Here is a 24704-nt window from a genome sequence, read left to right as displayed (position 1 = left end):
CCGGTCCGTTCCCGCCCGGTCCTGCTCCGCTCCGGCGGTCGCGGTGCCGGCCCGACCGCCGTACGGGCAGTGCCGGCCGAGGCGTCGACAGCGGCCGGTTCCCCGTCGGGGATCGCGCTTGCGTACCGGTCCTGCGATGGGTCGGTCCTGATCCGCGAAAGCGGCCGACACCCGCGCCCGCCATGAGGGATGATGACGCGTCACAATCCACCCCGGAACCGGTGCGCCCATGGTCACGGCCCCGCGCCGGTCCGGGCTGCGGGGGAGGGGAGCGTCGCATGGGCACGACGGAGGACGCGGACCCGGCCGAGGGCGGTCGGCGCGGGCCGAGGCCCCGGTCGGCCGCCGGAGCCGAGCCGGGGAATCCGCCGGGGAGCAGGGTGGAGCGGTGGTCGCGGGGGCGCTGGCGTGCCTCCGAGGACGCCCCGGACCGGTCGTCCCGGCTCGGCGCGAACCCGCGGGCCCGGGTGGACCCGCAGGCCGCGACCCGTCGGGTGCCCGCCGCCCCGCCGCGCTTCGATCCGGAGGCCGCGACGCGTCGGGTGTCCGGCAACCAGCCGCGGTACGACCCGGAGGCGGCCACCCGCCGCAGGCCGGACACCGGGCCGAGGTTCGACCCGCACGCTCCGACCGAGCTCCGGCCGAACCGGCCGGGGGGCTCGGGCAGTTCGGGGGGCTCGGGGCACTCGGGACGTTCGCCGGGTGCCGACTCGGAGGCGGTGACCGAGGTCGTCCGGCCCCGGTCGGGCTCGGGGGCCGGCTCGTCCTCCTGGCAGGACGGCATCGGGCCCGGCGGCCCCGCCCCGGCCGGGGGAGTCGGTGGCGGGAGTGCGGGCGGGAGCCCGGCCGGCCCCGAGGACGGGTTCGGCGGGGCCCCGGACACCGGCGGTCCGTTCGAGGGCGTCTTCCCGGACGCCCTGCGGAGCCGCTTCATCCCGCTGGGTCGGGCCGGAGCCGGCTCCGAGGGCACCGTCTGGTACGTCCGGCGCACCGACGGCGGCGGTGACGCGGCCGTCAAGGTGGCCGTCGCGGGCCAGCCGATGGACCACGACCTGCTCTCCCACCTGGGCCACGACGGCTTCCGCCGGCACGTCCCGCAGCTGATCGACTTCGGCCGGGTCCGCCACCACGGCGCCCAGGTCGACTGGGTGGCCATGGAGTACCTGCCGGTCACCCTCGCCGCCCACGTCGCCGGGCTGTGGCAGTCGGGCGGGCACGGCGACCGGCGGACCACCGAGCAGATCGTCTACGAGCTGGTCGCCCTGCTCGACTTCTGGCAGCAGCGGATCCAGCGCAACCCGCTGGACTTCAAGCCCGCCAACATCCTGGTGCGCCCCGGCAGCGGGTCCGGGGAGTTCGTGATCGCCGACTTCGGCGGCGTCGACCGGCTCACCGACAGCCGCCGGTTCACCTCCGAGATGATGGTCACCGTCGCCTACATGGCCCCCGAGCAGCTGGCCGGCAAGAACCACCAGGCCGGGCCCTGGTGGGGGCTCGGCAACGTGCTGTACGAACTGTTCGTCGGCCGCCCCCGCTTCGTCGGCGCGGACGGCGAGCGCCCGGACGACCAGGAGCTGGAACTGGAACTGGTCATGGGCGAGGAGGTCGACCTCAGCGCCGTCCGCGACCCGCGCCAACTGCTGCTCCTCCAGGGGCTGTTCACGAAGATGCCGGAGGACCGCTGGACCGCCCCGCAGGTCCGCAGCTGGCTGGCCGGCGGCACCCCCGAGGTGATCCGCCGCCGACCGCAGGCGCAGGCCAGGGCCCACCGGCCGGTCACCTTCCTCGGCAACCCGTTCACCGACCCGGTCCGGCTCACCGAGGCGCTGCTCAAGAACTCCGGCGCGGCGGCCCGCTGGCTGGCCACCGGGGGAGCGGAACGGGTGCGCGACTGGCTGCGGGACGAGGTCGAGGACACCGTCTTCGACCTGCACTACCTCTCCGACGTGGCCAAGGCGCCCGGCTCCCGGCGCGAGTCCGTGGCCGCGGTGGCGGTGCTCGCCCTGGGGGCCGCCTTCGTCCCGGGCGCCGTCCCGCACTACCGCGACCGGCCGATCGACACCACCGGGCTGGAACGCGTCGTCACCGCACCGGACGGCGCCGAGCTGATCGACGAACTCGTCCGGGGCGGGGTGCCGGCCGTGGTCGCCCGCTACGACTGCTTCCACCCCGAGTGCGCCGGCGAGCACTGCTCGCGGCTGCTAGCACTGGCCGCACTGCCGGAGGTGCTGGCCGAGGTGGACCGGCTGGCCCGCACCGTCGGCGGCGGCCGGCGCGGCGGCGACGGGCTCAGCCCGGAGGAACGCGAGGAGGCGCACCGGCAGGCGGTCTGGCTGAGCATCCGGCCCGAGGAACGCGCGCGGCTGCTCGGCCGGCTCTCGCCGCTGCCCGCCGCACTGCACCGACTGCCGCTGCCCGAGCGGGTCTCGGAGCTCGCCGCCGCGGTGGCCGCCACGGTGGTGGACGGCGCGCTGGCCATGGGCGCGGGCGCCCGCACCGCCGTACGGACCGTGGCCCGCAAGCCGGCGCCCGACCCGGCGGCGGCCACTCCCCGGGACGTGGTCCGGCGCCACTGGTCCGCGCTGCGCCGACGGGCGGTGAGCGCCGACCCGGCGCAGCCGGCCGGCCGGGCGGCCCTGGTCGCGGCGGAGGCACTGCGGCGGCGCGGCCGGGGACGGCCCGAGCGGCCCGAACCGGAGGCCGGGGTGCGACAGGAGGGGCGGGTGGCCCGGCTCTGGCTCAACCGGCGCCGCCGGCCGTCGACGGGCTGGGAGGAGCGGCGGGAGCAGCTGGCGGCCTGGTGGCCGCACGCCCGCACCGCGCTGCCGCGCCGGGCCGGGGCGGTCCTGCTGCTGCTCCTCGCCTTCGGGCTGCTGCTGTGGGCGGGTGCGGTGCTCCGCTACCCGGTCGAGGCGGGGGAGAAGCTCGACCTCTCGCCCGCCGGCGCCTTCGGCGGCCCCCTGCGGAACGCCGGCGAGCACGCGGCCCGGCAGGTGGCCGGACAGCTCGGCGCGGGGCTCGTTGCGGCCGCCGTGATCGCCTTCTTCCCCGCGCGGGTGGGCATCGGCACGGCGCTGCTGACCGGCGCCGGAGCCCTCGCCATCGGCTACCTGCGGCTCGGGCCGCCGATGACGGTGCTGGAGACGCCGCCGTCGGTGGCCGACCGGGTCGTGGTGTTCGAGGGCGGGATGGGGAGTTGGGCCGGCATCGCGGCGGTGGTGGCGACCGTGGTCTCGCTCGTCCTGATCGAGCGGGCCGCCAACCGGCTGCTGAAGCCGGCTCAGGAGGCCCGACGGCAGGCCCGGGAGGCCTGGCGGGAGCGGGGCGTGCGGGGTGTGCGGGGCGCGGGGCCGTCCGGGGCCGGCACCGCCGAGCGGGCGGGGAGCGCGCCGTCCGGGCGGTGGCGGACGGGCGGCGCCGGTGCGCGCGACCGGCTGCGGTTCGCGCTCGGGACGACGGCGGTGCTGGTGCTGCTGCTGTGGGCGGCGGTCGAGGTCCGGCTGGCGGCCACCGGGGCGCACCCGACGCCCGACTCCTGGGGGACGGGGCAGGGCGGTGCGGACTACCAGGCCGGGTTCGTCCTGCTGCTGGCGGTGGTGTCGCTGGTCAGCACCCTCGGGACGCCGGCCACCGCCAAGGGGCTGTTCGTGCTCTGGGTCCCGGCCACGCTGTTCCTGGGCGCCTGGCCGGGTCCGCTGGGCCCGGTCGAGGCGCTGCGGATCCCGGTGTTCGAGGGGCTGTTCCGGGCGATCGCCGGGCTGTGGGGGCACGGGGCCTTCTGGGCCGCGCTGCTGGTGGCGCTGCCGCTGGCGGCCTACGGGGTACTGCGGACAGTCCGGGGGCGCGCGGGGCGCGGGTGACAGCGAACGGCTGACAGCTGACAGATCACAGCGAACAGATGACAGCGAACAGATGACAGCGAACAGATAACAGATGACAGCTGACAGATTTTGAAATCTGTCAGCTGTCATCTGTCACCAGCCGCCTGTGCGGCAGCTCAGCCGACCAGCCGGGACAGCTCGATCGAGTGCCCCGTCCGCTCCACCTTCGCCCGCAGGTAGCGGACGTTGCTGGCCGACAGGTGCACCCCCGTCGGCACCCGGTGCCGCACGACGATCCCCAGGTCGGCCAGCTGCGCCGCCTTGTCCGGGTTGTTGCTCAGCAGGTCGATGCCCGTGGCGTCGAGCGCGGCGAGCATCTGGGCGGCCGCGGTGTAGTCGCGGCCGTCCTCGGGCAGGCCGAGCGCGGTGTTGGCGTCGTACGTGTCCAGGCCGGAGTCCTGGGGTAACGGTACACCCCTCCACCTTGTTCCCGACCTGCGGAAACAGGGTGAGGTGGTGAGGTCCGCGCTCCTCCCGTCACGGGAACAGCCGGTAAGCATCGAGCGCCCGCTTTTCGGCTTCCGCGCGGACCCGCGCGGCCTGCTGCTGGTTGCGCAGGGGGACTTCCCAGGTGCGGAGCAGGTACTTCATGCGGGAGGTGGGGATGCCATAGCGCTGCCCGAGCTTCTTCGGAGACATGCCTTCGTTGTAGAGCCGGGTCGCCTCCTCGCGGTCCATCCGGGGGACGGTGCCGGCCGAGTACCGGGCGATGTCGTGGCGGAGGTGGGCGGCTTGACGGAGGGTGCGTCGGGGGACCTCCCACGCGCTGAGAAGTGACCTCATGCGGTAGGTAGTGACGCCGTAGCGTCGCGCGAGCGCTGCGGGGATCGTTCCGTTGTTGTAGAGCCGGGTCGCCTCCTTGCGGTCCACGCGGGGGTCCGTGTCCGCGCTGGGCCGGTGCCTAGGGGCCTCCCAGTTCCGGAGCCATTTGGACATGGTGCCCTGGGACACCCCGTAGCCCTGGGCGAGCTTGTACCCGGGGGTGCCAGTCGCGTAGGCGGTGATCAGGTCGTCGCGGGTCTTGCCGGTGGGTTCGGGGATCTTGGGTGGCATGGGTCTTCCGTTCATAGGTTCGTATGAAGAAGCCCCGCCCCGTGCGGTGCTGAGGTCGTACACGGAGTGAGGCCGGAGGCGAATCGATCACATAAACCAACTGGCCTCTGGTAGCGGCAAGTTGGCTGTAGGCTGCCAGGATGGAGCTTCCTGACGAACGACTGGCGGCCGGCCATGCCGGCGGCGATGTTCTGGCGTTGTCCACGATCCACCGCTTCACCTCCCTCGATGTTGACGCCTTCGAAATTCCGAAGGGCCGAGAAGAGGACTGGCGGTTCACCCCGCTGTGGCGGCTGAACGGGCTGCACGACGGGACTGCCGTACATCGCGACAACGGCCTCTACTCCGGCCCTGCGCGGCTGGAGAGTGGAGTCCGCGTTGAGGTCGTCGCCTCCGGGGCCGGAGGGGAGGATCCCCGCATCGGTTCGGCCGTCGCGCCGGCCGACCGTGTTGCAGCTCAAGCCTGGCGCAGCCACACCCACGCACTGCTGGTGACCGTGCCACCGGACACGATCGCGACGGAGCCCGTCATGGTCGGAGTCACCGGCCCGGGAGAGGGCACCGCGGCGTACGGCCACGTGACGATCCGGGCCGGCAGGTTCAGCAAGGCCACCGTCGTGGTGACCTACACCGGCTCGGGGACCTTCGCGGACAACGTCGAGCTGGTTGTCGAGGAGAGCGCCGACCTGGCCGTGGTGGTCCTCCACGAGTGGAGTCCGGATGCCGTCCACGTCTCGGCACACCACACGAGCCTCGGACACCACGCCAAGCTGAAGCTGACCACCGTCAGCCTCGGTGGCGCGGCGGTCCGCGTCAGCCCCACCCTGACCTTCGAAGCGCCCGGAGCGGACGCTGAGCTGTCCGGCCTGGTCTTCGCCAAGGCTGGGCAGCACATCGAGCACCGGCCCGTCGCCGACCACACCGGGCCGAACTGCACGTCCCGGGTCAACTACAAGTGCGCTGTGCACGGCCGGGATAGCCGAAGTGTGTGGATCGGCAATGCCTTCATCCGTTCCGCGGCTAAGGGCACCGACACCTACGTGGCCAACCGGAACATCTTGCTGTCGGCTGGCGCCCGTGCCGATGCGGTCCCGAACCTGGAGATCGAGATCGGTGACATCGTCGGCGCTGGCCACGCGAGTGCGACCGGGCGATTCGAGGATGACCAGCTGTTCTACCTGATGTCCCGAGGTATCGACGAGAACGAGGCGCGGCACCTGGTCCTGCGCGGCTTCTTCCGGGAGATCATCGCGAAGATCGACATCCCCGAGGTCGAAGACCGGGTGCTGGGCACGATCGAAGGCGAGCTGGACCGGCTGAGCTGACCGGCTGGTCACCGGACGCTTCCCAGGACGACGTACGCCACGGCCGGGTAGCAGGACGCGAACGCCCACACGAAGCAATTCAATCCCATGGTGATCGCAATGATCATGTGGAAGGCCAGGGCCAGCCCGATCAGCAGCGGAAGGAGCGGAGGCGGCGTCAGCAGCACGAGCGGGAACGCCGTCTCCGCGCTGACCAGGGCCAGCGACAGCCAGCGGCACAGAGCGGGCCGCCCGGACAGTCGGCGCGCCGCCCAGGCGTTGCCCCATGAACGCGTTCGGAGGACCCCTAGGAGGCCGCTCCCGTCGCGCCACTCCGAGTGGAGCACCTTCGCGAACCCTGACGAGAAGTACGCCAAGCACGCCTCCGCGACGATGAACCACAGGGCGATCCGCTGACCGCCGAAGGTCTGCGCCATCGCCAGCGCGCCGAAGACGATCAGGAGCACCTGATCGGAGCCCTCGCCGCCGTAGGGGGCACGCAGGCCGCGCATCGCCAGCGACGCCGTCACCAGCCACAGCAGAAGGGCTTGCCAGGCCCCAGAGGGGGCGGCCAGGACCAGCGCGGCGGCGGCCGCCGATCGCACCGCCACGCCGATCAGGTCGCGCGGGTACCCCAACAGGCCGTCGGCCACGGCCCCGGTGCGTCCCGTCGAAGTCCAGCGCCGGCGCAGCCGCAGAACGCGCCAACTGTTCCACGAGCCGTCGTCGGTGCTTCGAGGCCGAGCCAGGACCTCAAGAGAGGAGATGAGTACGCCGATCCCGGCGATGATCTCCGTGAGGCGGATAGCGGAGGGCGGAATCACCGGGATTCTCCAAGGCGGTGGCGGCTAGATTTGAAGATAACGTCCGGGCTCTCGTCACTGAGAACGCCATGAGAAATCGCCAGGACGAATTGAACCTCGCGGGCGCCTGGATCTCTCGCTGCAACGGCGGTGACGTAGGTCAGAATCGCGAGGTACGGCAGGGAAACCTGCACGGCGCGCGGCCTCTGCACATCAAAGCGGTGGGCGACGGACATCACGTCGGACAAGCCCTTGAATGCACGGCGGTCCGGATTCCAGGCGATGTGCCACCAGCAGCGTTCCGGGGGGCCGGCGACCTGATGCCAGGGGCCGAATTCTCCGGATGGCCCGGCCGTCCGCATGAGGAGGTGATAGTCGTGCTGGACCGGTCGGGGCGCGAAGAATCTGTAATTCGGAACAATCCCGAAGATATCCCAGGCCCTCAGCCGGTCCAGCAGTCGCCGCGGAACCGTCAACTGGCCGACAGCCGACACGATGAACCACGCCGTCAGAACGACGGCCGTGATGACGGTTCCCACGGGATCAGGCCGCGATCAGCAGGGCCGTGCGCCGGACGCCCAGCAGCTCGACCAGGCCGGCGTTCTCGGACGCCGAGTCCACGAGGTCGACGGCGATCTGGTCGTCGTCGGTGACGACGCTGCCGGCCGAGAAGGTCGCGTTCCCCTGGGTGGTGACGTCGGTGACGCCGGTGAGGGCGTCGCTGATCTCCGGGTCGGCCCCGATGACCGCCGAGATGTCGAACGACATGTGCTCTCCTTTCCCGAGCTTCCTTCCAGCGGATGCCGGAAGGAATCTTCGAGACGATCACCCCGACGCGGGATGTGCTCTCGAAGGTGTCATTAACATAGCCGACATCGGAGATCCACTAAAGCGCTTTCGGCGGTACTATTTATAGGGAACTTCGCATTCCGGAGTTTCTGCCTTTGGGCATGACTAAGCCCCCTATTTCGACAAGTGAGATAGGGTGATAGATGGGTGCCGGGCTGCCAATAGATGACAGCCCGGCGCGGGTCGCCCCGAGGCTCTAATTTCGGGGCCCCACCTCCGATCGGAAGACCTCGGGCGCGTCGTCGGAGCACTCCACGAGTGCCACCAGGGCCGTCATCGCGATCACGGCCAAGGCCGAGTGGAGGTCCCTGGTGGCGACAGCCTTCTGACTGGGCCGCATCTTTCGCAGCTTCAGCATGTTCAGCGCCGCGTTGCCCATGCACTCCTGCAAGCTGAACATCAGCAGGCTCAGGAGGTCCGGCGCGTTCTCGGAGCGCGCCTTCAACTGGGCGTGCATGAGGTGCGCGCGTTCCCAGAGCCATTCCGTGTGCATACCTGAATACTCATTTCTCAAGAGAAGGGTGAGCGGTTCGAGCGAGCTGGGTGCCTGGTGGCCGCTGGCTAGCGGGCGCGGGACTGCGGACGGAGTCGGAGTTCGGCCCACACGTCCTTGCCGCAGGCGTACAGGTTGACTCCCCAGCGGTGTGCCAGGCGGTTGACGACCAGGAGCCCCCGCCCGCGCAGGGGTACGTGGTCGGGGCCGGCCGGGAGGCCGGCGTCCACGAAGACCGGCAGCGAGCAGGAGCCGTCGCTGACCGTGATCCGGACCGTGCACTCGCCTAGGCGCTGGATCGAGAGCCCGAGCTTGCGGCAGCACGCCGTCTCGATGGCGTTCGTGACCAACTCGCTCACCACCAGCACGGCGCTGTCGATCAGGTCGAACAGCTCCCAGCCGGCCAGGGCGGCGTCCACGAGCCAGCGGGCCAGCGCGGCCGACTCGGGTACGTAGGGGTACTCCGCGGTGAAGCTTGTGAGGGGGACGTCCAGCTCGACCTGGACGGGGGGTTCGGCAGTGGTAGTCATGTCACCTCCATCCGTCTTAAGCCGTCGAGTAGCCGTTGCATGAGATCGGCCGGCGGCGCCTGGTGGCTGTGGTCCTGGTGGAGCTGTTCGATCTGCTCGGTGCCGAAGTGCTCCTGGAGCGCCTGGCCGGGAGCACGCCGGACCAAGGGGGGCTCCGTGTTCGCGGCCCGGCCCGCGTTCACGACCGATGCGAGCCGGACGGCCCGGATCTTGGCTTGCAGGTCTTCCAGCATCGACCGGTTGAGTCGGAGTTCGATCACGGGAGGGGGGCACTCCCCGGAGGGGTCCGGCTCGATACCGCTGAGCGTCATCCGGAACGACTGCGTCGGACGATCGAGGAGCTGCAACTGCGCCGGCGGGATCTCCTCGACGGAGATCCGCCCTCGTCGCGGCGCGGTGCTGGTCTGGGGGTTCGAAGGCGCGGTCCCGACCGTGGGGCGGAGGACCGTTCGGATCTTGTTCTCCAGCCGCACCACGGTCTTGCGGGTGAGGCGGAGTTCGATCGGGGGAGGGGGGTGGCTCTCGGTGGCGTCGAGGCCGATCCCGCTCAGGGTCAGCAGGATGGGGCAGTCAGGCTGACCGAGGCGTTCCAACCGCGACGGGCCGAGTTCTTCGACGGAGATCCGGCCCCGGCGGAGCGGAGAGCTGTCCTGCGGGTAAGGCTGTATGGACATGCTGTCCGCCGGCCTCATCGAAGTCCCCCTTGAGAGTGGCGCAGACGATCTTGTAGCGGTCGACCGGGTTGAGGTCGTAGTGCCACCGCACGGTCAACTGCGTGACCAGCTCAAAGCCCCTGCCGCCGGTCTCGTCCGGCCCGGCGGCGCGCGGCTTCGGCAGGTCCATCGAGCGGTCCAGAACCTCGATCCAGGGCAGCCTGTTCCAGAGCGCCACAAAGGTCACCTGGTACGGCGTCTCGGCGTGCCGGAGCGCGTTCGTCGCCAGCTCGCAGGCGACGAGCACCGGGTCATCGGGGTCGCTCCCGATGGCCTGGCACGACTCCGTGATGAGCCGCCGGACGCTGCGAACCGAGGTGGGGTCAGGTTCGAAGGATTCCGATCGAAAGAGACGAACGATGGTGCTCAGGTGGGCGTGATCGAACACGGCTTGCACAGCTCCTCCACAGGTCGGCCGGAGGGAGCCGTGCGTCATCGCGGACGCACTACACTCCGCAGATGGCTCGTAGCGGGTGGTGCCCGAATAGTGTTCCGCGTACTTAACTGCGTACGCAACCCCCAGCCTGACGAGCCTTCAAAGTTCACTCCTGGGAGGCATGCTGCCCTCAGGACGCGCTACGCTCATCCAAAGACGATGCAGCTGGATGAAGAGGTGATAGGCGTGGGTACCAGGCCGCAAGCAGCCCGTGCTGCGGCGAGCGTCGGCCGGCGACTGAGCGCCCTTCGGTTGGACGTGCGACCGCGCCTCACCCAGGTCACTGTTGGCAAGGCCCTGGGCAAGAGTCAGGACTTTGTATCCCGGATCGAGAAGGGGGCCCAGCTCCCCACTGATCAGCAGCTCCGTAAGATGCTTGATCTCTATGAGGTTGACCAGGCCATTCGTCTCGATCTGATGGCCGAGATCCGCGAAGCGCGGGCGGCGGAGTCGGAGTGGTGGACCAAGTATGTCGCTGATCTCCCGCGAAGCTTGGTCAAGCTGATCGAGCTGGAGGACGTAGCGACGAAGGTCAGTATTGCCTCTGGCGGACTGATCCCTTGGCCGTTCCAGACCGAGAAGTACATGCAGGGCGTGGACGAGTTCGCTTCAGTCGAGGTCGGCGCGGAACGACTGACCACTCAACACGCTGTTCGAGTGAAGCGCCAGGAGATCGTTACCCGAGCCGACCGGCCGGTGATCGTGGATGCTCTGGTCTCCGAGGCTGCTCTCCGCCCCCACGTAGGTGGTCCGGCTGCAATGCGTGAGCAGCTGGATCGCCTGATCGAGATGGCAGACTTGCCTAACATCACGGTGAGGGTCATCCCCTTCGCCGCTGGTGGTGCTGCCGCCTCGCAGCTGAACCTCACGATCATCGACTTTCCCACCCCGAACGACCCCGGTGTCGCGACCATGGACACCGGGACGGGCGTCGCCATCCTGGACGACCCGAAGGAGGTCCGGGCACGGCGGCGTAGGTTTGACTACCTGTGTGGGAAGGCGTTCAGTTCTACTGAATCGCTAGAGCTGATCAGATCCGCAAGTAAGGAATTCCTCTAACCATGGAAAAGCAGGAACTGTACGACGTTACTCCGCCCATGGAGGATCGCTTCAAGTCGCCGTTCAGCGAGGCGAACGGTGCCTGCGCGACGTTCGCGCCGATCCTAGGTGAGGACGGGCGGTTGATCGGGGTCTTTCAGGGCGACAGTCAGAACCCCGAGATCCTCGGAGTCCGGCACACTATTGCGGAGTTCGTCGCCATGGCGGACGGGATGACCGCCATCCGCACACGGCTCGGCCTGTAGAAGCATCTCTCCATACACTCTGCCCAGGACACCCCTGCCTCCGCCGGAGGCAGGGGTGTTTGCCGTTCCCGGCCCTCGTCATCGAGTCACGACGACGGGGTGGGGCCTGGCACCACCCGGTACGTCTCCTCTTCCTCCGGCGGCGGGAGCGGGACGGCGATGGACAGTTCGATGCCGGCCACGGCTCGGAGCTGGTAGCCGTAGCCGGGCGGGAGGGTGCCCGGCGGGGCGCCCTCGGTGGTCTTCGGTATCCACACGCGCCCACGGAGTTCGACGGTGCCGATCTGTTCGCCCAGGCCCCGGACGACCCGGAAGCGGCCTCGGCGTCCCTCGTAGGTGAGGTCGAAGACCCGGTCGTCCCATTGGCCGTCGGGCAGCAGGTTGGCGGGGTGGGGAATCAGGGGTGTGTCCTTCCGTTCGGGTGGGTCGGGGTGGGACCTGGTGCCAGCGGCCGGCGGAGCCGGTGGAGCACGACCGGGTGGAAGCCGCGGGGGTGGGGCCTGGTGTCCAGAGGCCGATCTCGACTCCGTCGGCGAGCAGTTGCCGGACGGCGGCCTCGGTCTGGTGGGGGTAGGGGTGGCGGGAGTGGAAGTGGCCGTTCTCGCGGATCTCGTACATGTCGGTAGCGAAGTCGCGGTCGTTGAGGGTGACGTCGAGCCGGCGGGCGTGGCCGCTGCCGGTGACGCTCCAGCGGCCGGCACCCACCGCGGACCACGTCAGGTCGATGTCCGCTCCGGTGCGGGCCCGCTGGGCGCGCTCGCGTTCGGCCTGGGCGTCGGCTCGGCGCTGGCGTGCGGCGGCCAGCTCGGCCTGGTGCTGCCGCTCGGCCTCCTCGCGACGCCGCAGGAACTCGGCCCGGCTCTGGGCGGCCTGGCGTTCCAGCTCCAGCATGCGCTGGCGGGCCTTCTCGCGGCGGCGTGCGGCTTCGTGGCCGCCGGGGAGCGGGGGTAGGGCCTGGGGCTCGTGGCGGGCGGGCCAGGGCTCGGCGAGGTCGGTGCGGTGGTGCTGCCAGATGGTGAGCATGGCGCGGCCGTCCGGGGTGGCGACGACGTCGCCGCGCTCGTCCTGGCGGAGGAAGCCGGCCGCGAGGGCCAGCTCGACCACGCGGCGGCGCACGCGGCGGCCCTTGGCGTCGTGGCGGGCTCCGGCGGGGACGAGGCGGTAGCCGGTGCCGTCCCACCACACCCCGCCGTCGGGGTCCTCCCGGGTCGCCGCCGAGACGAGGGCGTACACCCGCGTCGTCCACCCGGACTTCTCGCGGGTCTCGCGGGTGCGCTCGGCGGTGATGTACCGGCGGATCTCGGCTTCGTGGTCGTCGGCGTGGAGGCGGGCGGCGTGGTGGGCGTCGTCGCGGTGGTGGTGGTCGTCGCCGACCTGGGCGGGGCGCCCGGTGTACCGGTCGCCGCAGGACAGGCACCACACCTTGCCGCCTTCGCTCCGGTGGCCGCCGGGGCCGACGCCGACGGGGCAGGTGTCGCGCAGGCCCCACTCCAGGGCGGTTCCGCCCCCGGGTATCCAGGGGGCGCGGGTGGGGGTGGTCACTGGGGTCTCCAAGGGGTGGGGCCTGTGGTCACGCTGGGCGATGGAGTGAGTGGACAGCGTAAGGGTCTATGTCGTTATGTCATTTTTTATGACATTTAAAAAAAATATATAAACAGCACTACAACGGTGGGAACCAACCTGAATCGGGCTCCGACATACGGCACTTCGGCACACCCCACCCTCACCCGGAGGCGGGGGCGGGGCCTGGTGTCGGCGGGGTGGGTCAGTCGGTGCCGAGGGCTTCGAGCCATTGGCCGGCGTCCATGCCGTCGATGGTGGGGTGGCCGTCGTGGAAGCGGATGTCCCGGGGCTCCAGGGTGACGTCGAGGAGCTGCCCGAGGTGCAGGCACTCCCGGACGACGAGTCCCCGGTAGGCGGCTTCGGCGCGGGCCTGGGCGTCGTCTCCGTAGTACTGGCGGGGCTGGTCGCCGGTGGGCATTCGGCCGGCCGCTCCGTACGGCTGCCTCTCGACGGTCCAGGTGCCGGTGGCGTCGGGGGCGACGGTGAGCCGGACGGCCATCGGCGGCTGCTCGGGGTGGGCGGTCGGGTAGGTCAGGGTGTATCGGGTGGGGGCTGGCACTGGTGTCTCCGGGGGGTGCGGGGTCAGGGGTGGACGAGGGGCGCGCAGGCCGGGCAGAGCGGGTCACCGTTGAGGGCCCAGTCCGGGGTGAGCGGGGTGTCGGGGCTGCACAGCGCTCGGCGGTCGGGTCCGTCCACGAGGGTGGCGTGCGGTGGGGTGCCGGGGCGGGCGTAGCCGAAGGTCAGATGGCGTGGCAGGTCCATGACCCGCAGCGGCTCGGGGGTGTCGTGCACGGGGTTCTCCGGGGGCGGGTGGGGCCTGGTGTCAGCGGGGGTTCAGCGGTGTTCGGTGGCGAGGTGCCGGCGGCGGGTCTCGTCGGTGTAGCCCTTGCCTGCGTTCTTCGTCTCCCACCCGCAGGTGCACACGGCCTTCGAGTAGGCCCGGCCGGGGCAGCCCTCGGTCAGGGGCTTGCCCGAGCTGGTGTGCTTGTGGGTGGGCGGGCATTCGGTGCCGTCGGCGTGGTGGTCGGTACGGGGCGCCTTGAACTTGGCCGCAGGGGTGTCCTGCTTCGGCCGGCGGGCCCGGGGAGGGGCCTGGTGCCAGGTGCTGCGGCGGCGGTTGTCGGCTTCCTGCTCGGCGTCCCACTCGGCTTCGGTGAGGGCGTCGCCGACGACCAGGGGCTCGGTATGGTCGTACCACGTCGTCCGGTCGGCCTGGAGGATGCGTTCGGCCGCGTCCTGGGCGGCTTCGGGGCTGTCGGCGAGGACGGGCACCACGTGCACGTCGATGATGTCCACGGCAACGATGTACTTCGGCATGCTGCTTGTTCTCCGGTGCTGCTCGGGGGTGGGGCCTGGGGTCTGGCCGGGCGTCGGCGCGGTCCGGACGTGTGCTCCGGGCCGCACCGGGGCGGGTCAGGCCGCCAGTTCGGTGCCGTTGACGAGCAGGCCGGGCAGGCAGTCCTGGAGGAGGGCGGGGATCATCTCGGTGTCGCGGTCGCGCATCCACGGGTGGCCGGGGGCGGTGACGATGGCGAAGGGTTCTCCGCCGTCGGCGGGGACGACGACGCGGTACCGGGCTCGGGTCTTGGCGACGGGCGGGCAGGCGAGTCCGAGCTCGCGGGGGTGGGTGTCGCTGGCGACGCCGTAGCGCACGGTGCCGTCGGGCTCGGTCCAGCGCTGCCACCCCGCCCCCTTCGTGCGGGTCCGGCTGGGCTTCGTGGCGGGGCGGGGGTCGGGCCCGATCTTCACCGCGCTGCCGGGGCTGCTGACCTTGGGCAGGTCCAGGGCGAGCTGCACAGCCTTCGTGTGCTTCGTCTGTGCGCCGCGCTGGTCGGCCGGGGTGGTGACGGCCACGGTGCGGTGCTTCGTCGTGAACTGGCCCTTCTCCTCGTGCTGGTAGGGCAGGCGAAGCGTGGTGGTGAGGGCGGCGGGGGCGGTCACGGTGGCGCTGTTCCTTCGGTGGTGCGGGAGGGGGTGGGGCCTGGTGTCAGCGGCGGAGGGTCACGCGGCGGCCAGGAGCGCGTCCAGGGGCTCGGGGTCGTGGACGGTCGGTTCGTGGCCGTGGCTGTAGGCGTCGGCGCGGGCGTCGCTCTCGAACACCGACATGGCGGCGGCTTCGGCCGCGTCGTAGTCGTCGGCCTCCACCACGAAGCGGAAAGTCTCGGTGTTGTCGATGTAGACGGCGAAGCGGGGCACAGCTGTCTCCTATAGGTGGGGTGTGGTGGCAGGGCAGTGGGGCCCGGCCGGCATCGGGGCGGGTGACGCCGGCCGGGGGTGGGGCCTGGTGTCAGCGGCCGTCGTAGGAGATCCACCAGTCCGTCTGGCCGGTCGCGTAGGCGAACCACTCGCCGTCGTCGCCCGTCCCGCCGGTGGCTTCGGCCCAGGCGCGGAACCCTTCACGGCTGAGCCGCCAGCCGCGCAGCCTGCTCGCGTCCAGGGCGCCCTTGCCGTAGGCCCGGCTGTCGGCGGTCCACTCGGGCAGTTCCTCCGACAGGTCGACCCACCCCGCCCGGATCACCGGCCGCCACACGACGCGGACGGTGCGGTCGGGGCGGGGCCATTCGACGGCGACGGCTCCACCGGCTTCGGGGGTGAGGGTCGCGCCGTGGTGGACGGCGTGGCGGGCGAGGCGCTGCGTCAGGAGGTGGGGGCTGGTGCTCGGGCTGTCGGCTTCGGTGCCGTACGCCATCGCGCCGTTCCCTGCGGCGTGGTCGCCGAGCTGGCCGACAAGGGTGTCGTAGTCGTAGGTGCCGGGGGTGTTCATGGTGGTGCTGTTCCTTCGGTGGTGCGGGGGTGGGGCCTGGTGTCAGTGGCGCTGGAGGAGGCGGAGGACGGCCGCCCGGAGGTCCGCGAGTTCTGCCCGCAGCGCGGTGTTCGCGGCGGTGACTGCCGTGACGCGGGCGCGCAGTTCGTCCAGCTCGGCGGGGTCCGGTTCGACGTCGGCGGCCCGGATCACCGGCCGCTCTCCGTCCCACGGATGAGCGCTTCGAGTTCGGCGGTGAGGTCGAGCAGCAGTTCCCGGCACTGGTGGGCGCGGTCGGCGTTCGCCTCGTCGTAGGCACCCATGTACCGGTCTTCGGCGGGCTGGTCGGGGTGGTGGGGGTCGTAGGTCGGGATGCGGTCGTAGAAGAGGGTTTCCCAGTCGGCTTCGTTCTCCCGGACGCGGTCGACAAGGGCCTGGAGCTGCATGGTGGTCATGGCGCTGTTCCTTCGGGGGGTGGGGCCTGGTGTCAGGCGGTGGCGGCTTCGAGGTCGCGCAGGAGGGCGTCCAGGGCTTCGGCGGTGGCGAACAGCTGGTCGCGGGAGGCGCGTTCGCGGGCGGCGCACAGGTCGTCGTAGTGGTCGCAGTCGTCGTCGCTGGTGTGGAACTCGCCTTCGGCCGGGTCGGGGTTGTAGGAGGGGATGGCGTGGAACGCCTGCTCCCACTCGTTCTCGAAGGTGGTGTGGGCGGCGAGGACGGCACGCAGTCGGGCGGCGGTGGTCACGGGGGCTCCGGTCCGGGGTGAGGGGGGTGGGGGTTAGAGGTAGATGCCGCACAACTCGTTGTCGGCGCTGCACACGGCGTTGCTGATCGTGTCGTCCAGGTGGGCGGGCGCGGCCTGGTCGCAGGAGTCGCACTCGGTTTTGGCGTTCTCCACGTCGAGGCCGGTGCCGATGAGTTCCACGCTGCCGTCTTCGTCCTGGACGACGTGCAGGAACGCGGGGACGGTGATCGTGAACGTTCCGCCGCACGGGCAGCGCAGTTCCGGGGTGGTGGGGGTGGTCAGGGTTGCGGGCATGGCTGTGCCTCCGTGGTGGCGGTTGGGGGGTGGGGCCTGGTGTCTGTGCACCCTTGGCGGGGGCCCGGCGTGGGGGCTGGGCCCTCACCAGGGGCGCACAGCTCAGAGGGACCGGAAGAGGTGCCCGCTGGCGGTGTGGGCGTAGTCGCACTGCCAGGCGATCAGGTCCAGCTGGGGACGCCATCCCCGGCATCCTTCGACGGCCGCGCGGTACTCGTCGTCCGTCTCCATGAGCTGGTCGTGGGCGAAGTCCTCCAGGCTGTCCCACTCGCCCTCGTAGGCGTCTTCGAAGGTGGCTACGGCGTACTCGGCGTTGCCCACGTACGCGGCGTAGGCGGTGAGGGCTTCCAGCTCGGCGACGACTCCGGCATCTTCGGCAAGCTCGGTCAGGTAGTCGGCGGTGCGGCTCACGGTGGGGTCTCTCTCGGGTCGGTGCGGGGCGTTGGGTGGGGCCGGGCGTCAGACGGTGTCGGGGGCGTCGAACAGCTCGTCCAGCAGGAGGTCGAGACCCCGGGCGTACTCCGGGTCGTGGCGCATGTCGCGGAACGCGTCGAACATCGCGCTGACGTTCTCCGGGTGGTCCATGCCGAGCTTGGCGAGGCGGGGCCAGTAGCCGGACAGGGCAAGGGCGGTGGCGCGGGTCATGGTGGTGCTTTCCGTTCTGTGCTGGGGAGTTGGAGGGGGTGGGGCCTGTTGTCAGGCGGCGCGGCCGTACACGGCGCGGTATCCCTGCGCGGAGCCCCGGACGATGGCGCGGACGTCTTCGCGGTACGCGGCCCCGTGCTGGGTGGCGTAGCCGGTGAGGTAGGGCGTCAGGACGGCGGTCAGGGGCTTGCCGGTGTCGGGGTGGGACGTCTCGTTGAGCGCGCAGTCGCGGCACAGCGGCTCACCGCGCCGGGCGTCCGTGGGGGTCAGCCACTCGTCGCAGTCGGAGCAGGCGGTGTATCCCATGCCGGACAGGACGTCTTCGACTATGGACATGGTGATCTCTCCGAGCGAGGGGCACGACAGCTTGCGGAGCACTTCCTCCCCGTCGACCCCATCCGGCAGGGTGAGGGGTGAGCCCTCGATCTCTTCCACCATCGCGGCGTGTTCCCGCTCGGTGTGGTCGTCGTCGTCCAGCAGCGGGTACCCGGCCAGGCTGTCCGCGATCCGGCGCGCCGCATCGCTGGCCAGGAACGAGTCGGCGTCGTAGATGATGCCTTCGCCGCAGGTGTCCCACAGGGTTCCGCGCTCCCCGGCGGCGTCGCCCATGATCCGGCATGCGGCTTGCCAGTTGGACTGTGCGCGGACGGCGTCCGACTCGTGTTGGTGCCAGCCTTCCCCGTCCTCCAGGGGGCTGCCTGCGCCGTCCATGACCATGCCGAGGCTGGCCCAGCCGTAGGCGTCCGCTTCCGCTTCCATGCGGTTCATGAAGTCCCATGCGTGGCAGTGGTGTTCGGTGGCGGCGAGGAGTTCGGCGGTCAGGGTGGTGCTCATGATCGTGTTCCTTGCGGTGGTGCGGCTCGGGGCGGGTCAGCGGGTGATGGTGGTGAGCCAGTCGCAGGCGTACGCGCTGCCCTGCTCGCAGGCGTCGACCATGGCTTCAGCCCACCCGTCGTTGAAGGCGGTCACCTGTGCGGGGTCGCTGTTGGCCGGTGCGGTGGTCGTGTGGCCAACCAGCCACCCACCGAAGGCAGTTGCGGCGGACAGGGCGATCACGGCGAGGGTGCGGCGGCGGTTCATCGTGGGTTCTCCGAAGGGTTGAGCCGGGGTGGTCAGCGGGCGTTGCGCTTGCGCTTGCCCCGGCGGGTGGGGACGTCGGCGCGGTCGCGGTCGTAGGCGTTCACCGGGGCGGGGGCGACGGTCACCGGCTCCGGCTCCACAGCAGCCACAGCCGGGCTCTGGATGGCCCGCTTGACCAGACCGGGCACCTGCCTGCCCCCGTGGGCCAGCAGGCCGGTCAGCAGGGCTGCTGCGGCCGTTCCGCCCCAGTTGTGGGTCTGCCACGGCGACCCGGCCAGGAACATGGCCAGAGCAAGGGCGGCGGGAGCGAGATTCTTACGCACAGTGACAACTTTCAGGGCCGAGGGGCGCGGCCATTGCGCGCCGCCATTCAGGGGGATTTCAATCCGATCGCTTCGGCGGTGAATTCGTCCGTGGCGGCGGCATTTCGCTTCGCTGCACTTCGGCGGACCGGCCGAGCAATTCCAATGAAGCAAACATGCAGCTCAGAGCGCAAGTTCAGCCGGTGTGACGTGCGTCTCGTGTTTATCGAAATGCACCCCGGGGGGTGACTCCCGCGCGTTTCCTTTTATTGCCCGGAGCGTCATAGCAGTCGAGATCCGATACGAACGCCGGCCGACCCCTTCTTCCAGCTGATTCACGCAGTGTGACCAGTGGGGATAAACTCATTGCCACGCACTGAATGCGGAGAGTGAGGCCGCGGGCGTCGGCCGCGTGTTAACCGCCCCCGCTTAATACATGTGGAGGCGGCTTCGCGCGCGTGCGCGCACCCCGTTGCAGCGGCACCCCGGCCGGCCTCCGCCCGTAGCCCCGCCAGGGCAACGCTCCCCGACCGGCCCTCTCTCCCCGGTCGAGGTCGAGCACCTGGCGGGGCCCTGCGCTTCAAGGAGGCTGCCGTGGCCGCGAGTTCGCGCCGGACGACTCCTCTTCCCCCGCACTGGGCCCGCCTTCGCCGCGCGGTGATGAACCGCGACGCCTGGCGCTGCCAGCACGTCCGCTACGACACCGGCGATCCGTGCGCCGAGCCCGCGCGCCACTGCGACCACATCGTTCCCGCCTCCGAAGGCGGCTCCGACGACCCCGCCAACCTCCGCGCCCTGTGCGACTGGCACGTGCTCCGCAAGGACGCGGCCGACGCCGGCCGCGCCCGCAAGAGGGCCGCCGCGGATCGCTGGCAGCCCGCCCGAACACGCCGACCACACCCCGGGGAGGTCCGCTGAACGTCGACCCGACCGAGAAGAACCCGGCGGTGATCCGCGCCGCGCTGGTCGAGCTGTACGAAACCGAACTCGACCTTGAGCCGACCGACCTCGCGCTGATCGACGTCGCCGCGCCGATGCTCGCCCGCGCGGCCCAGCTCGACGCCGTGGTGAAGCGCGAGGGCCAGATGATCGAGGGTGGGAACCGGAAGGACATGATGGTTCTCCATCCCGGCATCGCGCAGGCCCAGCTCAACCGCACGCAGGCCGCCGGCCACCTCGCCAAGATCCGCGGGGAGGGCGACGGCAACCGCCGTGGCCACAACGCCCGCGACGCCGTGGGCGCCCGCTGGGGCAACCGAGTCTGAGAGGAGCCCGCCGTGGCACGCCGCAAGGCAGCACGGGCCGCCGGCCCCTCGGACGAGTCCCTGCGCATCGCGCGGACCATCGTCTACTACGAGGCGTGCCTGGACTCCGAGGTCCCGCACGCTGTCGCCCGCGAGCTGTGGGCCCACGACATGAACTCGCCCTTCGCGGCCGGTGAGCACGTCTCCATGGAGGCGGCCCGGCTGTTGGAGGACCGCGCCCGCCGGGAGGCAGTCCAGCCGTAGGAGGTGGCCGTCCTGACCATCACCTACGAGCCGCTCCGCACGATCCCGGACACCGTTCCTCACCCGCACCGCACGCTGGCGGGTGAGCTGCTGCGCTGGAGCGCCCGCGCGTTCCGGCCGGACTGGAAGTACACCCCGGAGCAGGTCAGGATCTTGGCGCGCTGGTACGAGCTGCGCGACGACGCCGTGCCCGAGGACCCGAACGACCCCGAGACCTGGGGCCGCGGATTCCGGCACGAGTCCGGCACCCTGCGCCGCCTGAAGGGCTGGGGCAAGGACCCCGCGATGGCCTCGGTCTGCGCGATGGAGTTCGTCGGCCCCTGCCGCCTGGTGGGCTTCCGCGAAGACGGCTCGCCGGTCGGCGGCCCGCCGCAGGAGAGCTGGGTGCAGATCTTCGCGACGGCGGCCGGCCAGAACGTCAACACGATGTCAGCGCTGAGCACGATCTTCTCCCAGGCCGCCATCGACCGGTACGCGATCAAGCTGGGCCAGGAGGTCTGCTACGCCTCGCAGACCGACACCGACGGCCGGCAGTGCCGTCTGGAGGCGAAGGCGTCGTCGTTCCGCGCTGCGGAGGGCGGGCGCCCGTCGTTCGCGCTGCTGAATGAGACGTGGCACTGGGTGGAGGGCAACCACGGCCCCCGCCTCGCCGCGACGATCCGCCCGAACGCCACGAAGGTGGGTGGGCGGACGATGGAGATCACCAACGCCCCGGTGATCGGCGAGGAGTCGGTGGCCGAGGGCACGTGGTACGCCTGGGAGAAGCAGCGCGACGGCATCAACCGCGACGCGGGCATCTACTACGACTCGGTGGAGGCCCCGCCCGGCGTCGACCTCGCCGACGAGGACCAGCTGCGCGCCGCGATCCTGTGCGCCCGCGGCGACTCGGTCTGGATCAACCCGGCCCGGGTGATGAAGGACATCTGGTCGGCCAGCACGTCCGAGGACGAGTCCCGCCGGAAGTACCTGAACCAGCTCAGCTCGCACGACGATGCGCTGGTCGACCGGGACACCTGGGACCTGGCCACGGTGGAGCCGGCCGACGGCATCAAGCCCGGCGAGCGGATCGTCCTGGCTTTCGACGGCGGCAAGACCGACGACTCGACTGCCCTGCTGGGCATGCGCGTTCGGGACCGGCTGGTGCAGCCGCTCGCGCTGTGGGAGAAGCCGGACGGCCCGGCCGGCAAGAACTGGGAAGTGGACGGGGCCGAGGTCAACGACATGGTCGACCACGTCTTCCAGAAGTACACCGTCGTGGCGTTCTTCGCTGACGTGAACGGCTGGGAGGGCCGCATCGCCGACTGGTCGGAGACCTACGGCAAGCACCTGCTGATCAAGGCGTCCGGGAAGTCGTCGGTCGGGTTCGACATGCGCGCCAACCAACGCGAGATCACGGTCGAACACATGGCGATGGTCGGCGCGATCGAGGCCCAGGCCCTCCCGCACGTGCGCGACTACTCGCTGACCCGGCACACCATGAACGCCCGCAAGCGCCCGAACAAGTTCGGCATCGGGTTCGGCAAGGAGTCCCGCGAGTCGAAACTGAAGGTCGACCTCTACGCCACGATGGTGATCGCCTGGATCGCCCTGCGCCGCCTCATGGAGAGCGGCAAGCTCAAGCCCCCTAAGCAGCCCGGAACGCTACAGACCCGAGGAGGGTTCTGATGTCCCTCCCCGCCGTCCTGACGCGTGCCCGGCACGCGAAAGGCCTGATCGACCGCGACGCCGAACGCCTGAACCTGGTCGACCGCTACGCCCGCGGCCTGCACCGCGCGCCGTGGATGCCGGCCAAGGCCAACGCGGAGTTCAAGGACCTCGTGAAGCGCTCGATCGTGAACGTCTCCGCCCTGGCGGTGGAGGCCCCGCTGAACGCCCTGCGCGTGCAGGGCTTCCGCAAGCCGGGCAGCGGCGAGAACGCGTACGAGTGGAAGTACTGGCAGAACAACCGGCTGGACGAGCGCCAGAACGCCGTCCACCGCGCCGCGCTCACCAGCGGCGCGGCTTACGTGGTGGTCACCCCGGACCCGCGCAAGGGCCGCCGTGAACCCGCGATCCGCGCATACGACGGGATCAACACCGTCGCCGTGTACACCGACCCGGCGTGGGACGAGTTCCCGGTGTACGCGCTGCACGTACCCGAGCACCAGCCGGACGAGCACCGCACGCTCGCCTGGCTGTGGGACGACGTGGGCCGGTACACCGTCGACCTGGAGGCCGAGCCGGAGGCCGCGGTGCTCGGCTTCGAGCCGCACGGCATGAACGTGTGCCCGGTGGTGCGCTTCTCCCCGGCCGTGGACCTCCGGGGCCGAACGAGGGGCCTGGTGGAACCCCTGATCACGCCGCAGGACCGCCTCAACCAGCAGACGCTGTCCCTGCTGCTCACCGAGCACTGGGGCGCCCACGCGATCCGCTTCGCCACCGGCCTCGCCCCCTCCGAGCGCCTGGACCCCGAGACCGGTGACCCGCTGCGCGACCCGGAGACCGGCGAGCCGGTGTACGACGTTCCCTCGCTGGACCCCTCCACTCTGCTGATGGCGCCCAACAGCGACGCCAAGTTCGGGCAGCTCCCCGCGATGCCGACCGGCGACCTGCTGGCCTCCCGCCGTCAGACGATCGAAGAGATCATGGGTCTGGCCGACGTGCCGCCGCACTACCTCGCCGGGTCGAACCTGGTGAACCTGAGCGCCGACGCCCTCGCGGCAGCGGAGACCAGCTTCAAGCGGTTCCTGTCCACGCTCCAGGACTCGCTGGGCGAGTCCTGGGAGAGCGTGTTCCGGCTGTGCGCCGTCGCAGCCGGCCGGGGCGAGATCGAACAGGACGAGAGCCAGGTCGAGTGGGCCGAGAAGGCCACCCGCAGCCTCGCGCAGGCCGCCGACGCCATGGTCAAGCTGATGCAGCAAGGCGTCCCCCTCGCCGTCGCGCTGCGCAAGGTGCCTGGCTTCAGCCAGGCCGACATCGACGAGGCGGTGAAGGCCGCCGAGGAGGCCGCCCGCAAGGCGGAGCAGGCCGAAGCCGAGGCCCTGAAGCAGCAGAAGGAGGCGGCCGGTGGTGTGGATTCCAAGGTCCGCCGAGATCCTGCGGGCGGTGGCCGCGTACCAGCTCGCGCAGGAAGCGCTGGCCGGTAGGTTCGCGGCCCGCTGGGCGGAGGCCCTGGCCGCCGTCGAGGCCCGCGACATCGCCAGCTCGCTGACCGAGCTCGAAGCCGAGTACGCAGCGGCGGTCCACGAATCCGCGGCGGCCTCCCGCGCGCTGTCGATCGCCTTCTACCGGCTGGTCCGGGCGCTGGAGACCGGCCGCGTGATCGGAGGCCCCGGCTACCGCCCGGGGGCCTCGCTCGGCTCCCTGTGGGCCGACTTCAACAAGCTCACGGGCAAGCGGACCGGCTCCGGACCGTCAACGCCTCTGCCCGTGGACACCCGCAACCCCTTCCCCGCCGAAGACGTCGCCCGCGAGGCCGAGCGCGCCGCCAAGGCGTTCCGCCACCAGGTCGCCGACCGCGTCGCCAAGCGCGACCGGCAGGGCTCGGCCGCGCTGGACGACGCCGAGCTGATCGCCTGGGAGAAGGAGTTCCTGGAGACGCTGCGCACCGGCAGCACCGGGGCAGGCGGGATGCTCGTCCAGGACGCCGGCCGCGACGCGATCCACGCCGCGCTCCAGGACGACCCCGGGGCGATCGGCTACTACCGCAAGACCGACAGCTCGCCCTGCTACTTCTGCGCGCTCATGGCCTCGCGCGGCGCGATCTACAAGTCGAAGCGCACGGCCGCGTTCGGCGCGCACCTGCACTGCCACTGCCAGCCGGTCCCCATCTTCTCCCGCCGCTACCAACTCCCCTCGGAGAACCACAGGTTCGCCCGGATGTGGAAGGACTTCGGGGGCGGCTCCCTGGCGGACTGGCGCACCTACTACAGCAAGACCTAGATACCACAAGCACTACCGCAGCCCCGCCGGACTGGCCAGCGGGGCTGCGGTGAACGGCTCGGGCCGCCTACTGGGGCTCGTCGATCACCATGGTGAAGCTGAGGACCATGATCTGCTCGTACCTCGGAGGGAACCTCTGGGTCAGCTTGAGGAGGGACTTGGCGTCGACGTCCACGTCGTTCTGCTCGATCGTGATTGTGGCGCCCTTGCCGTCCTTGTGGCTATCGCCGACCTTGACGATCGCCTCCTTGTCCGGGCTGGAGACGGTCAGGGAGGAGGTGATGTTGTCGAAGTCGTCGCCTACGTCACCCGTCGCAGTGAGGGTCTTGCTGCGGCCGGCGAACTTCGAGTCCTCGTACAGCGTCACCGTCCACCCCTTCGGGATGGTCACCGAGCTGATGAAGTCGTTGTCATCCAGCGCGCTCGTGTCGTACGCGCCGGGCTGCAAGGTTTGGCTCTTGCCCTTGCAGCCGCGCTCACCGTGAACGATCACGTGGTCGTTGGCCATGATCCCCTCAATTTCCCTTAGTTGGAACAAGA

General features: G+C 70.7%; 35 protein-coding genes and 1 pseudogene. 10 read left to right on the top strand and 26 right to left on the bottom strand.

What is annotated here, in order from left to right; genetic code table 11:
- The first annotated feature begins 719 nt into the window (after positions 1 to 719).
- Positions 720 to 3860 carry a protein kinase domain-containing protein gene (locus ACWDD9_RS00845; protein ID WP_449810456.1) on the top strand — a complete coding sequence of 1047 codons (3141 nt, stop codon included), beginning with the start codon at positions 720 to 722 and terminating at the stop codon, positions 3858 to 3860.
- A gap of 137 nt (positions 3861 to 3997) precedes the next feature.
- On the opposite strand, the pseudogene ACWDD9_RS00840 reads toward ACWDD9_RS00845, so the two are convergent.
- Together ACWDD9_RS00840 and ACWDD9_RS00835 are read right to left on the bottom strand one after the other, a co-directional pair.
- Positions 3998 to 4282: pseudogene (locus ACWDD9_RS00840) on the bottom strand (GTP cyclohydrolase); the annotation flags it as partial.
- A 76-nt stretch (positions 4283 to 4358) separates the two neighbouring features.
- Positions 4359 to 4934, bottom strand: coding sequence for a hypothetical protein (locus ACWDD9_RS00835; RefSeq protein WP_449810455.1), 576 nt, complete (start codon positions 4932 to 4934; stop codon positions 4359 to 4361).
- Positions 4935 to 5074: 140 nt separating this feature from the next.
- On the opposite strand from ACWDD9_RS00835, the gene sufD reads away from it, so the two are divergent.
- A complete protein-coding gene (gene sufD, locus ACWDD9_RS00830) occupies positions 5075 to 6259 on the top strand; it encodes a Fe-S cluster assembly protein SufD (protein ID WP_449810454.1) in 1185 nt (394 codons plus the stop codon).
- 8 nt (positions 6260 to 6267) lie between these two features.
- Here sufD and ACWDD9_RS00825 read toward each other — a convergent pair whose 3' ends face one another.
- The 7 genes from ACWDD9_RS00825 to ACWDD9_RS00795 all read right to left on the bottom strand — a co-directional run bounded on the left by ACWDD9_RS00825 (position 6268) and on the right by ACWDD9_RS00795 (position 10014).
- Complete coding sequence (locus ACWDD9_RS00825; RefSeq protein ID WP_449810453.1) at positions 6268 to 7062, bottom strand: hypothetical protein; 795 nt, start codon at positions 7060 to 7062, stop codon at positions 6268 to 6270.
- Positions 7059 to 7580, bottom strand: coding sequence for a hypothetical protein (locus tag ACWDD9_RS00820; RefSeq protein WP_449810452.1), 522 nt, complete (start codon positions 7578 to 7580; stop codon positions 7059 to 7061). The genes ACWDD9_RS00825 and ACWDD9_RS00820 overlap by 4 nt, the downstream gene beginning before the upstream one ends.
- A gap of 4 nt (positions 7581 to 7584) precedes the next feature.
- On the bottom strand, positions 7585 to 7809 hold the full coding sequence (locus tag ACWDD9_RS00815) for a hypothetical protein (RefSeq protein WP_449810451.1): 225 nt from the start codon (positions 7807 to 7809) through the stop codon (positions 7585 to 7587).
- A gap of 277 nt (positions 7810 to 8086) precedes the next feature.
- Positions 8087 to 8383, bottom strand: coding sequence for a hypothetical protein (locus ACWDD9_RS00810; RefSeq protein WP_449810450.1), 297 nt, complete (start codon positions 8381 to 8383; stop codon positions 8087 to 8089).
- Between the two features lie 68 nt (positions 8384 to 8451).
- Positions 8452 to 8913, bottom strand: coding sequence for an ATP-binding protein (locus ACWDD9_RS00805; RefSeq protein ID WP_387969436.1), 462 nt, complete (start codon positions 8911 to 8913; stop codon positions 8452 to 8454).
- Complete coding sequence (locus tag ACWDD9_RS00800; RefSeq protein ID WP_449810449.1) at positions 8910 to 9506, bottom strand: hypothetical protein; 597 nt, start codon at positions 9504 to 9506, stop codon at positions 8910 to 8912. The genes ACWDD9_RS00805 and ACWDD9_RS00800 overlap by 4 nt, the downstream gene beginning before the upstream one ends.
- Positions 9484 to 10014 carry an ATP-binding protein gene (locus ACWDD9_RS00795; protein WP_449810448.1) on the bottom strand — a complete coding sequence of 177 codons (531 nt, stop codon included), beginning with the start codon at positions 10012 to 10014 and terminating at the stop codon, positions 9484 to 9486. Before ACWDD9_RS00795 ends, ACWDD9_RS00800 begins: the two co-directional genes overlap by 23 nt.
- Before the next feature lie 207 nt (positions 10015 to 10221).
- Between ACWDD9_RS00795 and ACWDD9_RS00790 the strand changes: the two genes are divergently transcribed.
- The gene (locus tag ACWDD9_RS00790) at positions 10222 to 11121 is read left to right on the top strand and encodes a helix-turn-helix domain-containing protein (protein ID WP_387969445.1); all 900 of its coding nucleotides are present in this window, start codon (positions 10222 to 10224) and stop codon (positions 11119 to 11121) included.
- A gap of 2 nt (positions 11122 to 11123) precedes the next feature.
- The gene (locus tag ACWDD9_RS00785) at positions 11124 to 11366 is read left to right on the top strand and encodes a hypothetical protein (RefSeq protein WP_387969448.1); all 243 of its coding nucleotides are present in this window, start codon (positions 11124 to 11126) and stop codon (positions 11364 to 11366) included.
- A gap of 78 nt (positions 11367 to 11444) precedes the next feature.
- On the opposite strand, the gene ACWDD9_RS00780 is transcribed toward ACWDD9_RS00785, so the two are convergent.
- From ACWDD9_RS00780 to ACWDD9_RS00705, 16 genes are all read right to left on the bottom strand, one after another.
- The gene (locus tag ACWDD9_RS00780) at positions 11445 to 12908 is read right to left on the bottom strand and encodes a hypothetical protein (RefSeq protein WP_449810447.1); all 1464 of its coding nucleotides are present in this window, start codon (positions 12906 to 12908) and stop codon (positions 11445 to 11447) included.
- 223 nt (positions 12909 to 13131) lie between these two features.
- A complete protein-coding gene (locus tag ACWDD9_RS00775; protein WP_449810446.1) occupies positions 13132 to 13488 on the bottom strand; it encodes a hypothetical protein in 357 nt (118 codons plus the stop codon).
- Positions 13489 to 13511: 23 nt separating this feature from the next.
- Positions 13512 to 13721 (bottom strand): hypothetical protein, encoded by a 210-nt coding sequence (locus tag ACWDD9_RS00770; protein WP_449810445.1) that lies wholly within the window; start codon positions 13719 to 13721, stop codon positions 13512 to 13514.
- Between the two features lie 42 nt (positions 13722 to 13763).
- On the bottom strand, positions 13764 to 14246 hold the full coding sequence (locus tag ACWDD9_RS00765; protein ID WP_449810444.1) for a hypothetical protein: 483 nt from the start codon (positions 14244 to 14246) through the stop codon (positions 13764 to 13766).
- 96 nt (positions 14247 to 14342) lie between these two features.
- On the bottom strand, positions 14343 to 14870 hold the full coding sequence (locus ACWDD9_RS00760; protein WP_449810442.1) for a hypothetical protein: 528 nt from the start codon (positions 14868 to 14870) through the stop codon (positions 14343 to 14345).
- 60 nt (positions 14871 to 14930) lie between these two features.
- Positions 14931 to 15125 (bottom strand): hypothetical protein, encoded by a 195-nt coding sequence (locus ACWDD9_RS00755; protein WP_449810441.1) that lies wholly within the window; start codon positions 15123 to 15125, stop codon positions 14931 to 14933.
- Between the two features lie 91 nt (positions 15126 to 15216).
- Positions 15217 to 15693 carry a hypothetical protein gene (locus tag ACWDD9_RS00750; RefSeq protein ID WP_449810440.1) on the bottom strand — a complete coding sequence of 159 codons (477 nt, stop codon included), beginning with the start codon at positions 15691 to 15693 and terminating at the stop codon, positions 15217 to 15219.
- Between the two features lie 42 nt (positions 15694 to 15735).
- Entirely contained in the window at positions 15736 to 15885 is a 150-nt protein-coding gene (locus ACWDD9_RS00745; RefSeq protein WP_449810439.1) for a hypothetical protein, read from the bottom strand.
- Complete coding sequence (locus tag ACWDD9_RS00740; protein WP_449810438.1) at positions 15882 to 16127, bottom strand: hypothetical protein; 246 nt, start codon at positions 16125 to 16127, stop codon at positions 15882 to 15884. Before ACWDD9_RS00740 ends, ACWDD9_RS00745 begins: the two co-directional genes overlap by 4 nt.
- Before the next feature lie 32 nt (positions 16128 to 16159).
- The gene (locus tag ACWDD9_RS00735; RefSeq protein ID WP_449810437.1) at positions 16160 to 16414 is read right to left on the bottom strand and encodes a hypothetical protein; all 255 of its coding nucleotides are present in this window, start codon (positions 16412 to 16414) and stop codon (positions 16160 to 16162) included.
- A gap of 33 nt (positions 16415 to 16447) precedes the next feature.
- Positions 16448 to 16708 carry a hypothetical protein gene (locus tag ACWDD9_RS00730; protein WP_449810436.1) on the bottom strand — a complete coding sequence of 87 codons (261 nt, stop codon included), beginning with the start codon at positions 16706 to 16708 and terminating at the stop codon, positions 16448 to 16450.
- A gap of 102 nt (positions 16709 to 16810) precedes the next feature.
- A complete protein-coding gene (locus tag ACWDD9_RS00725) occupies positions 16811 to 17119 on the bottom strand; it encodes an antirestriction protein ArdA (RefSeq protein WP_449810435.1) in 309 nt (102 codons plus the stop codon).
- A 48-nt stretch (positions 17120 to 17167) separates the two neighbouring features.
- Positions 17168 to 17353, bottom strand: coding sequence for a hypothetical protein (locus ACWDD9_RS00720; protein WP_449810434.1), 186 nt, complete (start codon positions 17351 to 17353; stop codon positions 17168 to 17170).
- A 51-nt stretch (positions 17354 to 17404) separates the two neighbouring features.
- Positions 17405 to 18187, bottom strand: coding sequence for a hypothetical protein (locus ACWDD9_RS00715; RefSeq protein WP_449810433.1), 783 nt, complete (start codon positions 18185 to 18187; stop codon positions 17405 to 17407).
- Positions 18188 to 18223: 36 nt separating this feature from the next.
- Positions 18224 to 18433, bottom strand: coding sequence for a hypothetical protein (locus ACWDD9_RS00710; RefSeq protein ID WP_449810432.1), 210 nt, complete (start codon positions 18431 to 18433; stop codon positions 18224 to 18226).
- A gap of 32 nt (positions 18434 to 18465) precedes the next feature.
- On the bottom strand, positions 18466 to 18756 hold the full coding sequence (locus ACWDD9_RS00705; RefSeq protein ID WP_449810431.1) for a hypothetical protein: 291 nt from the start codon (positions 18754 to 18756) through the stop codon (positions 18466 to 18468).
- A 573-nt stretch (positions 18757 to 19329) separates the two neighbouring features.
- Here ACWDD9_RS00705 and ACWDD9_RS00700 point away from each other — a divergent pair.
- From ACWDD9_RS00700 to ACWDD9_RS00675, 6 genes are read left to right on the top strand one after another with little or no spacing between them, the layout of a single operon-like run.
- The gene (locus ACWDD9_RS00700; RefSeq protein ID WP_449810430.1) at positions 19330 to 19653 is read left to right on the top strand and encodes an HNH endonuclease; all 324 of its coding nucleotides are present in this window, start codon (positions 19330 to 19332) and stop codon (positions 19651 to 19653) included.
- Between the two features lie 29 nt (positions 19654 to 19682).
- The gene (locus tag ACWDD9_RS00695; protein WP_387969501.1) at positions 19683 to 20000 is read left to right on the top strand and encodes a hypothetical protein; all 318 of its coding nucleotides are present in this window, start codon (positions 19683 to 19685) and stop codon (positions 19998 to 20000) included.
- Between the two features lie 12 nt (positions 20001 to 20012).
- Complete coding sequence (locus ACWDD9_RS00690) at positions 20013 to 20243, top strand: hypothetical protein (protein WP_449810429.1); 231 nt, start codon at positions 20013 to 20015, stop codon at positions 20241 to 20243.
- A gap of 3 nt (positions 20244 to 20246) precedes the next feature.
- Entirely contained in the window at positions 20247 to 21908 is a 1662-nt protein-coding gene (locus tag ACWDD9_RS00685) for a terminase (RefSeq protein WP_449810428.1), read from the top strand.
- Positions 21908 to 23368 carry a phage portal protein gene (locus ACWDD9_RS00680; RefSeq protein ID WP_449810427.1) on the top strand — a complete coding sequence of 487 codons (1461 nt, stop codon included), beginning with the start codon at positions 21908 to 21910 and terminating at the stop codon, positions 23366 to 23368. Before ACWDD9_RS00685 ends, ACWDD9_RS00680 begins: the two co-directional genes overlap by 1 nt.
- Entirely contained in the window at positions 23289 to 24164 is an 876-nt protein-coding gene (locus ACWDD9_RS00675; protein ID WP_449810426.1) for a VG15 protein, read from the top strand. Before ACWDD9_RS00680 ends, ACWDD9_RS00675 begins: the two co-directional genes overlap by 80 nt.
- A gap of 67 nt (positions 24165 to 24231) precedes the next feature.
- Here ACWDD9_RS00675 and ACWDD9_RS00670 read toward each other — a convergent pair whose 3' ends face one another.
- Positions 24232 to 24657: a hypothetical protein gene (locus ACWDD9_RS00670; protein WP_449810425.1), complete on the bottom strand. Its 426-nt coding sequence runs from the start codon at positions 24655 to 24657 to the stop codon at positions 24232 to 24234.
- Positions 24658 to 24704: the final 47 nt, after the last annotated feature.

This window comes from Kitasatospora sp. NPDC001119 (genome assembly GCF_053598475.1).
The sequence above is the reverse complement of the archived record's forward strand: the minus strand, read 5'-3'. Positions and strand labels throughout refer to the sequence as shown.

What these genes read in the sequence shown, in the direction of transcription:
- ACWDD9_RS00730 (WP_449810436.1), bottom strand. Translation starts at nt 16,708, where the DNA reads ATGCCCGCAACCCTGACCACCCCCACCACCCCGGAACTGCGCTGCCCG.
- ACWDD9_RS00785 (WP_387969448.1), top strand. Translation starts at nt 11,124, where the DNA reads ATGGAAAAGCAGGAACTGTACGACGTTACTCCGCCCATGGAGGATCGC.
- ACWDD9_RS00815 (WP_449810451.1), bottom strand. Translation starts at nt 7,809, where the DNA reads ATGTCGTTCGACATCTCGGCGGTCATCGGGGCCGACCCGGAGATCAGC.
- ACWDD9_RS00835 (WP_449810455.1), bottom strand. Translation starts at nt 4,934, where the DNA reads ATGCCACCCAAGATCCCCGAACCCACCGGCAAGACCCGCGACGACCTG.
- ACWDD9_RS00765 (WP_449810444.1), bottom strand. Translation starts at nt 14,246, where the DNA reads ATGCCGAAGTACATCGTTGCCGTGGACATCATCGACGTGCACGTGGTG.
- ACWDD9_RS00790 (WP_387969445.1), top strand. Translation starts at nt 10,222, where the DNA reads ATGCAGCTGGATGAAGAGGTGATAGGCGTGGGTACCAGGCCGCAAGCA.
- ACWDD9_RS00710 (WP_449810432.1), bottom strand. Translation starts at nt 18,433, where the DNA reads ATGAACCGCCGCCGCACCCTCGCCGTGATCGCCCTGTCCGCCGCAACT.
- ACWDD9_RS00680 (WP_449810427.1), top strand. Translation starts at nt 21,908, where the DNA reads ATGTCCCTCCCCGCCGTCCTGACGCGTGCCCGGCACGCGAAAGGCCTG.
- ACWDD9_RS00750 (WP_449810440.1), bottom strand. Translation starts at nt 15,693, where the DNA reads ATGAACACCCCCGGCACCTACGACTACGACACCCTTGTCGGCCAGCTC.
- sufD (WP_449810454.1), top strand. Translation starts at nt 5,075, where the DNA reads ATGGAGCTTCCTGACGAACGACTGGCGGCCGGCCATGCCGGCGGCGAT.
- ACWDD9_RS00810 (WP_449810450.1), bottom strand. Translation starts at nt 8,383, where the DNA reads ATGCACACGGAATGGCTCTGGGAACGCGCGCACCTCATGCACGCCCAG.
- ACWDD9_RS00805 (WP_387969436.1), bottom strand. Translation starts at nt 8,913, where the DNA reads ATGACTACCACTGCCGAACCCCCCGTCCAGGTCGAGCTGGACGTCCCC.
- ACWDD9_RS00740 (WP_449810438.1), bottom strand. Translation starts at nt 16,127, where the DNA reads ATGACCACCATGCAGCTCCAGGCCCTTGTCGACCGCGTCCGGGAGAAC.
- ACWDD9_RS00720 (WP_449810434.1), bottom strand. Translation starts at nt 17,353, where the DNA reads ATGACCCGCGCCACCGCCCTTGCCCTGTCCGGCTACTGGCCCCGCCTC.
- ACWDD9_RS00715 (WP_449810433.1), bottom strand. Translation starts at nt 18,187, where the DNA reads ATGAGCACCACCCTGACCGCCGAACTCCTCGCCGCCACCGAACACCAC.